This is a genomic window from Psychrobacter sp. UBA3483 (assembly GCF_002377905.1).
Classification (GTDB): Bacteria; Pseudomonadota; Gammaproteobacteria; order Pseudomonadales; family Moraxellaceae; genus Psychrobacter.
Genome location: NZ_DFQS01000040.1, coordinates 24,325 through 37,879 on the forward strand (window position 1 = coordinate 24,325; position 13,555 = coordinate 37,879).

The window sequence follows — 13,555 nt, forward strand, 5'->3', positions numbered from 1 at the left end:
TAAACCTCTTTACATACATAAATAGCTCTTTAGAATTCTCTCCATTTGCCCCTGAACATCTAAGGGACTAATAATTCTAATATGGGGCAGCCAATATTGCACAATTGGTGTGACCTCACGTGGGTTTACCTGACGACACGCTAGTAACAGATCGCCATTATCTAGCTTGCGAATCAGTTCTTGATTAGGTAGCAGATCGCGGCGCTCGAAATAACCAGCCACTTTAGCGCTGACCTGCAAGACAATCTCATTGATATGATTGTCAAAAAATAAACTATCTGTATTTATCAGATCAGCCTTAATTTTCTCATCACAGTCAAAGGTCTCGTCAGTAACACACAGACTAGATATTTGGGTAAAGCAAAAATTACGGGTTTTTCCATCGCGCCTACCTACCACATACCAAATTCCGTTTTTATTAAGCAGATGATAGGGTGCAAGCAGATAGTTTTTTTTTGAATTCTTAGTATCTTGATTAGTTTGCTGTCTGATCTTTTGATAATCAAAGCTAATTATTCGACAGTCTTTAATAGCTTGATTGATGAGATTAAACTCTTGGGTTCGCGCCTGAATATTTTCATACTCAAAGCCTTTGATCACAATACTTTGATTCAGCCTGTCATAAAAAAAATCTCGATCAATCTTAGGTAATAAGTCTTGTATGCTGGCAAAATTTGCAAAGCGTCTTATCTCAGTTAGGTTTAAATATCCAACCCGATTGGGTGATAGTTGATAAAAAACAGGACCTGAATCACTAAAATCAAGCGTAGCTAATCGTTCTTGAAAATCGCGTTTAAGCGTACGGTTGCAAACCTTGTAATCTTGGGCCAACGACTGGATGTTGAGACGCTCACCATTATTTAAACGAATAATAATGTCCGATAGCCGATAGGCTAAACGTTCGTGTTTTTTACTGCCCATCAACACATGTATCCTATTTTATTACTAAATATTATTTTTTATTATATTATTGTAATTATCTTCTTTTATATTATTGTGTCAATAGAATAAGACAAATATTCAGTCGTTATTATTAAGCCTAATTTTCCTTGGTTTATGTTAGCAAGTATAAATGGTAGTAATGACAGGTTGTGTCTAGTGATAGGTTAATCATATTCAATAATACTCTACCTTTAGAAAAGCTTTTAATTAATGAGAGCAATCGTGAAAGTATGAAATGCCTACAATCATGATAGTTAAATTGGGGGTTAATAGCTTAAGCTAAGACTTACTGAGATTAGCCTGTAAATAGAAACATTCAAAATTTATTTGATATTGCTATACTGATGCCTAAAACGAAAAATACTAACGACACCGATTGACGTATAGTGACTCTTATCTATAGATTTGCTACTACAACCATTTTATTATTGATCAAGTGAGCTATTCATCATGAGCTTCAACGAAGATACCCGCGTCAAAATTCCCACAATCCTTCACTTGATGAAGCTAGGCTATCAGTACTTATCGCTTAAAGATGCCCAATGGGATATCGATACCAACATTTTCCCTGAGCTGTTTCATGATGCCATGATGCGAATAAATAAGGGTATTAAAGACGATGAGGTCAAACGTCTATTCGAAGATGTGAAGTTGCTCTTAGACAATGAAGATTTAGGCAAGGCTTTTTTTGACAAGCTATCTGAGCGTTCAGGTACGAAGCTAATTGACTTCGAAGACTTTGACAACAATAGCTTTCACGTAGTAACTGAGCTGACTTGCAAAAACGGCGATGAAGAATTCCGTCCGGACATCACCTTGCTCATTAACGGTATGCCATTAGTGTTTATAGAGGTCAAAAAGCCGCATAATCGAGAAGGTATTATCGCTGAGAGAAATCGTATCAATACACGATTTGAGAATCCTAAATTCAAACGGTTCGTTAATATCACGCAGTTTATGATTTTTTCAAACAATATGGAATATGTGGATGGCGATCCTGAACCATTGAGAGGGGCGTTTTATGCCAGCTCTTCTTACCACAAACCGATATTCAACTATTTCCGTGAAGAAGAGACGTTTAACTACACGGCATTACTAAAACCAATTACTGAAGCTGATGAGCTTAGAGTACTGAAGGATAACAACTTAGAAGTTATTCGAAATAGTTCAGAGTTTCAAACCAATAAGCAGCCAGAACGTCCTACCAATAGCATCTGTACCTCTTTAATCAGTCGTGAGCGATTAGCATTTGTTTTACGTTATGCGCTGGTTTATGTGAACGAGACTAAAGGGCTAGAAAAGCATATCATGCGTTACCCGCAGATGTTTGCGACTAAGGCGATTGGTAATAAACTTGATGAAGGTATTAGAAAAGGCATTATTTGGCATACACAAGGCAGCGGTAAAACTGCCTTGGCTTTTTATAATGTGCGCTTTCTAACAGACTATTTTCAAAAGCAACGAATAACACCTAAGTTTTATTTCATCGTTGATAGATTAGACTTACTACAACAAGCACAGCGTGAGTTTACAGCGCGTGGTTTAAGAGTTCGAACCGTTGACTCCAGAGATGATTTTGCCCGTGATATTAAGGCAACCAAAGCCATTCACAATGATGCAGGTGTACCTGAAATCACAGTGGTCAATATTCACAAATTTAAAGACGATCCTGACGTTGCTTCAACGAAGGACTATAACGTAGATATCCAGCGAATATACTTTTTAGATGAAGTGCATCGTAGCTATAACCCTAAAGGCAGTTTCTTAGCGAACCTAAAAGAATCGGATCCTAATGCTATTAAAATCGGTTTAACAGGTACGCCGCTATTGGGTGATGACTACAATTCAAGAGCGTTGTTTGGTGATTATATTCATAAGTACTATTACAATGCCTCTATTGCTGATGGCTATACTCTGCGACTGATAAGAGAGGAGATATCTACTAGCTATAAACTGATCCTACAAGAAGCACTTGCTAAAGCTAAGGTGTTGGTAGGCGATGTTAAGCGTGAGGATATATATGCTCATTCTTGCTTTGTTGAGCCGATGCTTGAATACATTGTGTCAGATTTTGAAAAAAGTCGTGGGGCGCTAAATGATGCAAGTATAGGCGGCATGGTTATTTGTGATAGCGCACCGCAAGCCAAGCATATGTTTGAGCTGTTTAATAAACTCTATGCTCAAGACGAAGCGGCTACTGACAATCAAGCGTCGGACTCGAACGTTAAAACATTAGCAGAGATTCGTCATGAAGAAATAAAAGTCAAATCTGCTCAACTGATTTTGCACGATGTTGGTACTAAAGAAGAGCGTAAGGACTGGGTAGAAGATTTTAAAGCTGGAAAGATAGACCTTTTATTTGTGTACAACATGCTACTGACTGGCTTTGATGCCAAGCGTTTGAAGAAGCTATACCTTGGACGTATGGTTCGTGCACACAATCTCTTGCAAGCGCTCACTCGTGTGAACCGTACTTATAAAGATTTTAGATATGGCTATGTGGTTGACTTTGCGGATATTAGTGCGGAGTTCGATGCGACTAACAAAGCCTATTTCGAAGAGCTGCAATCAGAGTTTGGCGATGAAATGGAAAGCTACTCACACCTGTTTAAATCGCACGAAGAGATACAGCAGGAAATCGAGCATGTTAAGGATGTACTGTTTCTTTACGAGACGGATAACATGGAGGTATTCAGCGATCAGATTAGCCAAATTCAAGATAGAGAAACGGTACTGAGCCTTAAAAAAGTGCTTGCTGATGCTAGAAGTCTATATAATCTGGTTCGGCTCCAAGGCGACTATAAATTCTTAGAGGAACTTGATTTCAATAAGTTAAACGTTCTTTACCGTGAGACCAGTCATCATCTTGATTTATTAAACACCAAGCAAAATCTAGAGCAGGGTATAGGCACGAGTAATTTACTTAACCAAGCCTTAGAAGATGTGATATTTAAGTTTACTAAAATAGGCGAAGAAGAACTGGTACTGGCCGATGAGCTAAAAAGTACCCTACGTAAAACCCGTGAAGCGATGGCAAGCAATTTTGATCAGAAAGATCCTGAATTTGTCAGCCTAAAAGAAGAGCTTGAGCGTATCTTCAAAAAAAGAAAGCTTAGCGAAGTCTCACAAGAGCAGATGAATGCAAATATTGAAGAGCTCACTAAAATTCATAAACGCATAAAAGAGCTCAACCGTACGAATGAGCAAATGCGGCAGAAATACAAAGGTGATGCTAAATATGCTCGAATACATAAACGGTTAACTGAGCCTCAGCACACGGATATAAACAGTTCCGAACGTACCATACATGAAGCACTAATGGCTGTAAAAAACGACGCGGATGAGAAGGTACTTAACAGTAGTCAGATCATCGATAACGAAAGCTACTTTGAGGGGCAAATGATGCCTATCGTCATTAAACGATTTATGAAGGATCACAAAATCAAATTAAAACCTGACAGCTCACGCTACATCAATAAGCTGGTTGTCTCAGAATACATCAATGAATATAACGTTGGAGCAAGATCATGGTAGAGCTTGAATTTAAAGCTAAAACCCAAGAGTTAATCGATAGTTTAAAAAGTATTTGTGCCAATTATGGTCTAGGTAATGACGGTAACGAGTTTAAAATTATTACCCAAATATTCTTATACAAGTTTCTAAACGATAAGTTTGCTTATGAAGCTAAAAAAATAGATGAAGATATCGCTAAGGCCGACAATTGGGAAAAAGCGCTTAGTGATATGAGTGCAGAAGACTATGAAATGCTACAGCTACAGATGAGCGCAGATACTGCTCGTTTGGAGCCTCAGCACTTTATCAGCTATCTATTTAGCCAGAGTAACGCGCCTGACTTTGCTAAGCTATTTGATGACACGCTGATTGATATCGCGATTAAGAACAATGACATCTTTGCAGTAAAAACAGATGGCGGTGCAAAGGTCGTGCTGTTTGATCGTCTCAGTCAATACATCGCTGATGAGTCTAAGCGTGATGACTTTTGCCGTGCGGTGATTAATAAGCTGATTGAATTTAGCTTTGAGCGTATTTTTGACCAAAAGTTTGATTTTTATGCGGGTATTTTTGAGTATTTAATTAAAGACTACAACAGCAACTCAGGCGGTAAATACGCCGAGTATTTCACCCCACATGCAGTCGCTCGCATTATGGCTGAGATATTGGTGCCACAAGCAGAGCGTGGTAAGGTGAGGGATGTTACCTGTTATGATCCTTCAGCAGGTTCAGGCACGCTATTAATGAACGTTGCCCATGCCATCGGTGAAGACCGTTGTATCATTTATACGCAAGATATTTCACAAAAATCATCGAATCTATTGCGCTTAAATTTAATTTTAAATAACTTAGTACATTCGATACCTAATGTGATTCAAGGCAATACGATTCAGCATCCGTATCATAAAGACGGTGAGACGCTTAAGAAGTTTGACTATATCGTCTCCAATCCACCGTTTAAGCTCGACTTTAGTGACTATCGAGATGCGCTAGATAGCAAAGACAACAAAGAGCGTTTCTTTGCGGGTATTCCAAAGATCAAGCCGAAAAGTGCAGATAAGATGGAGATATATCAGCTTTTTTTACAACATATCATCGCGTCACTTAAAAAAGGTGGTAAGGCGGCAGTGGTTGTACCTACTGGTTTTATCACCGCACAGTCGGGTATTGATAAAAAAATACGTGAAAAGCTAGTCGACGAAAAAATGCTCGCCGGTGTGGTTTCTATGCCATCAAATATCTTTGCTACTACAGGGACAAACGTGTCAATCGTGTTTATCGATGACAGCAATGATGGCGATGTCGTATTAGTTGATGCATCTAATTTAGGCAAGAAGGTCAAAGAAGGGAAAACCCAAAAGACGGTCTTGAGTGCTAAGGAAGAGCAACAGATTGTTGATGTGTTTAATAGCAAAGAGCAAGTCGATGATTTGTCCGTAGCGGTAAGCTATGCTGATATAAAGAAAAAAAATTATAGCCTGAGTGCTGGTCAGTATTTTGAAGTAAAAATGGAATATGTCGATATTACTGCTGAGCAGTTTGCTGAAAAGATGCAAGGCTTTACTGATAATTTAGATAGCTTATATGAAAATTCTCATAAGCTAGAATTAGAGGTAAAAAAGCAATTAGAAGGATTGAAGTATGAGTAACCAGCTTACAACCTTGGCGCATAGTAAAGTTGAGTTTATAGATGGGGATCGTGGCAAAAACTATCCAAATAAGTCGCAGTTACTAACTAGTGGATATTGTGTGTTTCTTAACACTAGTAATGTTAGGAAAGGATGGTTTGATTTTAGTAAAGTTGAGTTTATTGATGAAGTCAAAGATAAAGAGCTTAGAAAAGGTAAGGTTAAGAATAACGATCTTATACTTACTACTAGAGGAACAGTTGGTAATGTTGCTTTAATAACCGAAGATATACCATTTGAAAACATTAGAATTAACTCTGGCATGGTAATTGTTAGAACTACTACTAGTACGCTCAATCCATATTTTTTATTACTATTTTTTCGATCAAATTTGTTTGAAAAACAGTGTTTATCACATGGATCGGGAAGTGCTCAACCTCAATTACCAATTTCAGCTTTAAAGTATATTTCTTTACCTGATTTAGATATCAAATATCAGGAAAAAATTGTCTCTACTATACGAGCTTTAGATAAAAAAATTGAAATTAACAACCAAATTAATGCTGAGCTAGAAGCGATAGTAAAGACGCTATATGACTACTGGTTTGTACAGTTTGATTTCCCTAATGCAGACGGTAAGCCTTATAAGTCGACTGGCGGTAAGGTAGTTTATAACGAGGTGTTGAAGCGTGAAATACCTGAGGGGTGGAAGGATTCAACATTATGGAATATTGCAATATATTATAATGGTTTAGCTATGCAGAAATATCGTGCTACAGGCGATGAATATTTACCTGTAATCAAGATTCGTGAAATGAATAATGGTATTAGTTCCGACACAGAAAAAGCAAAAGTCGATATACCTAAAGCTGCTGTTATTGAAGATGGGGATTTATTATTCTCATGGTCAGCCACATTAGATGTGAAAATTTGGTCAGAAGGCAAAGGTGCGTTAAATCAACACATTTTTAAAGTGACTTCAGATACTTATCCTCAGAGCTTTTATTATTTTGAGCTTATGAACTATCTAAGTCACTTCAAGATGATGGCTGATTTGCGAAAGACCACTATGGGTCATATTACTTTAGAACATTTAAAACAAGCTAATATTGTGCTACCTCCAATCGAGCTAATTGAAAAGCTCGATGAAAAATTAAAGCCTATCTTTGAGCATATCTTGGTTTTGAAGAAAGAGAGTAACAGTTTGGTTAAGCTTAGAGACTGGCTACTACCGATGTTGATGAATGGTCAGGTGACAGTTACTTAATGAATAATAATTTCTTTTAAAATAATAGTCAGGAAGGTTGTTATGGAACTTGTAGCAAATATTTGGCCTATCGTAGATCAAATGACTGGTGTCGTTCAGCGTTTTTTATTTAGAGCTTATGCTTTAAACGCCACCGATCAAGAGATAAGTACGGTTCTTACAACGCTTGCTCGTTCTGACTATCGAACGGCACAGCTTGTAAAAATACCCGATAACTATGAGCTTATCTCTGAGCATGGCACTATGCCTGGGGCTGTAGAAGTCGCTATGTTTAACCAATATATGCACAGCATTTTAGAGGATACGTTAATAGCTACTGAAAAATCCTTTGCTAATATGGATAACTATGGAATAGGCATAGATGGTCCGCTAATCCCTGAAGCCTTGAAATTTCCAGCAGAGCCGTACCTTGTGACCACTTATCTAATAGAGCTACCTAGTGGTGAGTTGATACCGCATATAAACGCAGGTTAGCTGGGCTGAAAAACGTTTAATTGGGCTTAGGTGCTAGAGCTTGTCTGTGCTGATGAATGGCAAGGTGGGGGTTAGGTAATAAAAATTATATATAGGAATTAATTGATGATAGAGGAATCATGGTTCAATCGCAGCCATCAAGACGCAATCTATAATAAGTATGAAAACTATTATCGGTTATTTGAAGCGTTATTGCATCCAGATGGTCATGAGGTTTTGAGCTACGAGCTAAAGAATAAGTCATTTTCAGCATATGAGCTTGAGCTAATACTGATGCTACGCCAAGTATTTATTGTGGATATAAAACAAGATGGCTACTTATTAGATTTACTAGAAGGCTTTAATCAATTAGCGGAATGGTTTAAACATTCTGACCAAGCTATCGCTGACTGTGACTACCTATTCGTTCAAGCATGTATCGCATTTATACATGAGCAGATTACTTATCACTTTTCTGAGGATGACCTAGACGCAACGACTCAGGATAACTTACTTGCTTTAGCTAGATTTTCTGTAGATATTGCTGAGTTCTATGCGAATAGAAGTACAGGCTATAAAGATATTCGACTTTCATCTGATAAACAGTATGAGTATATAGAGGAACGGGATCAAAACTTATATGAACTTCTATACTCGTTAAGTAGCTTATCTGCCAACACTAAAGATAAGCTGATTAGTGAAATTATCAGTACTATTAAAAAAGAATATCTTCAACAGCCACCGCTGGATGACGATGGGTTTGCTAACCTTCATGAGTATTTAGGTTATATAAATTACCATGGTGGTGATCATTTTTTGTACCAGATGGCAATTGATGAACTGGATAATGACATTCATTGTGAATTATATCATTTGCCCTTACCTGATATGGTCAAGATTCTTGAGGATGACGTATATGACATTTTCTTTGACGCAGATATGAAAGATATCAGTGACTTGAAGGAGTTCAGAAGCGGTTTAGCAAATAGTGATCAATTTGAACAATTGCTACGAGAAATAAAAAAAGAGTTTATGCGCGGTGTGCCTGAGTATTTTCCTGAATGACTGGCTCAAGAAAAACCTAGCTAATAGTTGTTTGCGTCATAAAAAAGCCCTTTAGCTATTTGCTAGGGGGCTTTTTTGCTAATCATTACTGCGATCTTCTGAATCGTCAAATTTTATATCTTCTTCAATATTATCTACACTTATGATTACAGCATCTTTTACTTGATCTAGCTTCATTTTAGCTTTGACCTTTAAGGTAGCTGGGTGTAAACCCCATTCTGCGCTTCCTAAGCGTTGCAAATGCTGATTATCAAGTGTGCTGTCTTCAAGGGAGGCTGTAATTTCTCTACCAGTATCAAGGTTTCGAATCTTGACTTTACGCTCTAATGTACTAGTGGAATTTACTGATAGTAGTCTATAACGTCCGTCTAATCTTACTACTTCCCATCCTGTTCTGGGCTGCCTAGTCAGCTCTTCAGCATTTTCACCAGTTATTTCTGTTAAATTATTAATGTTAATTTCATCAGCATATCTAGTGCTTCTCACAAGTCTATTTCGTGTCTCATCAGATTGCACATAAATTACTTTTGCCTTTTCATTGTTCGTAGCAACCTTTTCAAGGACATCGACCATTCGTTTATTATTATCAGATAGGGAGTCCACTAAATGTTTCTGAGTTTCTGAGTCTATCTCTTTCTCCGCAATTGCTCGTTTTTTGTCCATCCAGCTCTTCCAAGCTGAATGCCCAAAATAAGTTACAATAAAGAAAACGAAAAGAAGCATTGCTTGAGTTGAGCTCATTTTGCCCACCGTTTCATTAACGAACCCCATAAATAAAGCATTTATATCAATATCTAAGTTAGTCGACCCTTCAGTGATAACTACCTGAATCTCAAGATGTTTTTTTTGCGCTATAGTCAATCTACTTATGTTTTTATCATTATATACTGCTAAAGCAAAAGCTTCATATAACGATTGTTGTAAATCTATGATTCCTTTCATAACGCTAGGGGTAATACTGTTGTGAAATTTCTCACCTGTTAAATGAATGCGGAATACATCCCACCCTTCAACTCGTATGTTGTCTGGATTAATCAACTCAGGATGCTCTAGGTAACTCTCGAAAAAGCTTATAGCATCTAACTCGTTTGAAATGGTTATTCGATTCAAAACAGAAGCCCTTAGTTAATTAGTTGTAGAAAAACATATGCCTAGTTTATACTAAATGGCAAAGCACATGAAAAAATCTTGCTTCTGATCATATACCTACGATCTAGCCTCTGTGGCTCTTCTCAAATGTGTTACTTTACTCATTCCTCTTTTCAACTAGCTATCTATGATGCTTTACTATTGCTAATCATTACCAAAGCCTTATCCTAAGCATTGCTCAGCAGCCAACTGAGCAAGCATGGCTTGAATTTAAGCATAAACTTCATAATGCTGATGAGATTGGCAAGCGCAGATATCTGCGCTTGCCAATGGCGCTTGTTTGGTTGACAAGAAGTAATGATAAACATCGTAAAAACAAGGTGTGTAATCTATTAAAAAAATGCGCTGAGATGGTTCAGTCATTTCTGAGGGTTGGTCTTGGTCTCTTCCAAATATCTAAGGATAGCTAAAAACAGCTAAGCCTAGCTAGATTTAGCTATTTAAAATGTTTCAAAAAGAGCCTAGTAGCTGTCTGAGTCTATCGTTCTGCCAAATATCAGCTTGACTATAGATGTACTCATTCACAATGTATCTTGCCATGTCATCTACATAGGGAGGTGAGCCTATTGGTGTAAAACTGCTATCTATACTTATACCATTCTCTTCCATGTCGACTAGATGATCATAAGCATCTTCAGTTTGTAGCCAAATTGCATTAACCTCATATTTATTAAGCTCTTCAAGCTTCGATATTACGTATGTCATAATCGTAAAATCGTAGTGATTCCATGAGTAAGACCGCCCTGATTGAAGTTGATAGCAAATATCGTCCCAAAGATTTTCAAGAGAGCCTATACCTATTGCAGTATTTTGACCTTGCAACCATCTTATAGTCTGTCTAGCTATTTTTTTTGATAATTTCTTAGAAAGCTCTTTTGAAATGCTAAATGCTATTTGCCTTTCAAGTTTCATATTGGTAAGCCTACATGTTTTATATAAAGCTGAAATAGTTAGAAACTGCAATGCATATTAGACCTCTTGCATAAGTCATTGCTAGCCCTGTAACTTCATCAATGGAAGTCAGTGAACTGGTACTTTCGCAAGAGATCTAATAGACTAAAAGATTATATTTATAATTTACAATAAAGATAAGCCACTTCATTTACGAGGCGGCTTATGTTTATTGTGAATTTTTGACCTACTAGTAATGACTATGTGCAAATTTCAAACTTTGTCTTTATGTTTTTATAGCAGAATAAGGTTTCTTTACCTGACTGAACATATTCATCACTGACAATCTTTTTAGTTTTAGGGTTACGATATTGCTCTATTGCGGGCTTATCATTCAAGGTAATGACATTAACCCCTTTGTCATAATTGCTAGCTGTTTCTATCTCACCGAATGCTTTCGATGTGTAGGTCACATATCTAAAATTATATGAAGATGATGCCCCTTCAGTATGATCGTATTTACACTTTACGGTTTGTGTAAACTTGTTATCTTTATAGATATGGCAAGTCGTATTACCTGTTTCTTCCACTACATGGCAATAACCAGCGGTTGCTATTGATAAACTTATGAGGGCTAATACAATTTTCTTCATACTAATTCCTAGTAAGATTGGTATATAAAATGAGCAAATATTTAAAGAGGGTCTTTACTCTTTAAACGCCTCCTGCACAAGTAATACTCTTTTGTTTTTGATCAAAGGCTAAGCTAAGGTATCCGCCATCTTCTACTTCATAACCACTTTTATCATTCTTGACGACTTTAGTATACTCAGCTTGATCTTTATTAATTTTCGGTAGCTTGAATTGCGGGCGCAGCGTTGTAAATTTACCATCTTTAAAATAAAGTTTTAGGTGATACCATTCATATCCTTGTAGATATTCAACTTTTAGCAACGGTTGACCAAAGGCAGTAGAGTCTTTTAAGGTATACGTCGTATATACTTCTTCTCCTTCAATTTTTGGATTACCCTTTACCTTTTTACTGGCAATTGAAGCTTTATAACGGGCAGGTAGTTTTTCCGTAGGATTAACATAATCGCATCCAGATAACATTGGTTTTAAATATGGTGTCCAATCCGTTGCAGCATTAGCGACTGCCGTATGTCCTAAAAATACCATACCTAAAACTATAAATGCTTTTTTCATATATCTTTGCTCTTATACAATGAGTACCAGTTTTAATATGAGCATGCTTTTATGTAAATCTAATCTTAGATGCTCAAGCTATTTACTACTTACTTACCTTTAAAACTATGTTTCGAGGGTCTTATGTCATAAAAAATTTGGTCAGAATAATAGATGTGTTTCACTACTTACTAGCGAATTTTTTTGCGATCGAGGTCTAACGTAGCATTTTTAAATTTAATATTTTTCTCATAAAAATCTATTTGTTCTCCTAAAGGTACTACGAACCCCATTCCATCACCTCTAGCAGGTTGCCAACATACTGGTTGAATTTTATTACTATTAATCCTTATATAAGCAGGCACATAGGAAGCCGTATCGAAATTACAGATATCACTATGTTTTGCTTTTACTGTGTTCTCAAAATCATCGAAAATGATAAGCTCTTTACCTTCCGAAAACTTACCAATGTTAACTTTGGCATTTTCGGCTGACGCATGACTGCTTCCTAATAAAGAAATAAGCAATAAGCTTACGGTAATACTGAGTTTAAAAGTACTCATTTTATATTTACACCTAGTAATTTCTAAATATATATTTTCTTTAAAGCATGCATTCGTCTAAGGCTAAGTACTACATACGACTATCTCGCTAGCTACTTTATCAATAATTAGCTTTAGTGAAAAAGTGTTTTATGAATTATACTTAAGGAAAATATGAAATGATAGATAATAGTTTGTTTGATTGAAAAATGAACAGCTCAAACCTAGATTTAAGTCTTAAACCTTTAAATGTGAATGTTGTTTCTTATTACTATATAGTCAATCCATAGTAAGACTGAAATAGCCTATATTATGGAAAGTTTAGGTAAACTATTCTCCAGTAATCTTGCTCATATAAATACATAAATTGTAACCCCACTCTCAACTTATTTTTCTAAGGTATTGGTTTACTTAGTTTTTAAAATTTCAGTTAAAACAATTAGAATTTTAAATTCTATAAAAATCAAAAGCCTACGATAAGTTGAGATTGGCGTAAATTGTAATATATGCTTACTCTATCAATCTGCCCCTTTGTTTCAATAAGACTTTTGATGTTAAAGTGCTTTTCTTAGCCGATGCTAATGTGTTGTAAAGCAGCGCTAATACCAGATTTGATAAAAGATAAACAATAGCTTATTGATATATATATCGTTGTCTGAGTGCTACTACAATTTATTTTAGCTGACTCTTTATTTCTGATTACACTAGGGAATACGTTTTGCTGCTAATTGAAAGGGAACTAATGCCAAGATGATGGACGGTAGCGACTTCTCGTATAGGCATAGCGCCTTTAATGCTACGTAACTTTTGCTTGCGAAAAACTTCTTAATAAACCATTATTTATTTCGTCAAATGGATTTTTTATAGCTATTGTGTCGACTCTAGGTCAGATTTGCTATATAGTCAATCCAAAATAAAAT

The 13,555-nt window shown here is 36.4% G+C and carries 11 protein-coding genes; 5 read left to right on the plus strand and 6 right to left on the minus strand.

The window, feature by feature from the left end:
• Window positions 1-9: 9 nt before the first annotated feature.
• Entirely contained in the window at window positions 10-921 is a 912-nt protein-coding gene (locus tag B2866_RS06860; RefSeq protein WP_296191964.1) for a WYL domain-containing protein, read from the minus strand.
• A 471-nt stretch (window positions 922-1,392) separates the two neighbouring features.
• Here B2866_RS06860 and B2866_RS06865 point away from each other — a divergent pair, with 471 nt between their 5' ends.
• The 5 genes from B2866_RS06865 to B2866_RS06885 all read left to right on the plus strand — a co-directional run bounded on the left by B2866_RS06865 (window position 1,393) and on the right by B2866_RS06885 (window position 8,868).
• Window positions 1,393-4,476 (plus strand): type I restriction endonuclease subunit R, encoded by a 3,084-nt coding sequence (locus B2866_RS06865; protein ID WP_296191967.1) that lies wholly within the window; start codon window positions 1,393-1,395, stop codon window positions 4,474-4,476.
• Entirely contained in the window at window positions 4,470-6,104 is a 1,635-nt protein-coding gene (locus B2866_RS06870; protein WP_296191970.1) for an HsdM family class I SAM-dependent methyltransferase, read from the plus strand. Before B2866_RS06865 ends, B2866_RS06870 begins: the two co-directional genes overlap by 7 nt.
• Window positions 6,097-7,350, plus strand: a complete 1,254-nt coding sequence (locus B2866_RS06875) for a restriction endonuclease subunit S (RefSeq protein WP_296191973.1) — start codon at window positions 6,097-6,099, stop codon at window positions 7,348-7,350. Before B2866_RS06870 ends, B2866_RS06875 begins: the two co-directional genes overlap by 8 nt.
• 42 nt (window positions 7,351-7,392) lie before the next feature.
• Entirely contained in the window at window positions 7,393-7,824 is a 432-nt protein-coding gene (locus B2866_RS06880) for a hypothetical protein (RefSeq protein WP_296191975.1), read from the plus strand.
• Window positions 7,825-7,929: 105 nt separating this feature from the next.
• The gene (locus B2866_RS06885; protein ID WP_296191978.1) at window positions 7,930-8,868 is read left to right on the plus strand and encodes a hypothetical protein; all 939 of its coding nucleotides are present in this window, start codon (window positions 7,930-7,932) and stop codon (window positions 8,866-8,868) included.
• A gap of 78 nt (window positions 8,869-8,946) precedes the next feature.
• Here the strand turns inward: B2866_RS06885 and B2866_RS06890 are convergent, their stop codons facing one another.
• The 5 genes from B2866_RS06890 to B2866_RS06910 all read right to left on the minus strand — a co-directional run bounded on the left by B2866_RS06890 (window position 8,947) and on the right by B2866_RS06910 (window position 12,656).
• A complete protein-coding gene (locus tag B2866_RS06890; RefSeq protein ID WP_296191980.1) occupies window positions 8,947-9,978 on the minus strand; it encodes a hypothetical protein in 1,032 nt (343 codons plus the stop codon).
• 489 nt (window positions 9,979-10,467) lie between these two features.
• Window positions 10,468-10,929, minus strand: coding sequence for a hypothetical protein (locus B2866_RS06895; protein ID WP_296191983.1), 462 nt, complete (start codon window positions 10,927-10,929; stop codon window positions 10,468-10,470).
• Window positions 10,930-11,168: 239 nt separating this feature from the next.
• A complete protein-coding gene (locus B2866_RS06900; RefSeq protein WP_296191986.1) occupies window positions 11,169-11,561 on the minus strand; it encodes a hypothetical protein in 393 nt (130 codons plus the stop codon).
• Window positions 11,562-11,622: 61 nt separating this feature from the next.
• Complete coding sequence (locus B2866_RS06905) at window positions 11,623-12,114, minus strand: hypothetical protein (RefSeq protein WP_296191989.1); 492 nt, start codon at window positions 12,112-12,114, stop codon at window positions 11,623-11,625.
• Between the two features lie 170 nt (window positions 12,115-12,284).
• A complete protein-coding gene (locus tag B2866_RS06910; protein ID WP_296191992.1) occupies window positions 12,285-12,656 on the minus strand; it encodes a hypothetical protein in 372 nt (123 codons plus the stop codon).
• Window positions 12,657-13,555 lie beyond the last annotated feature (899 nt).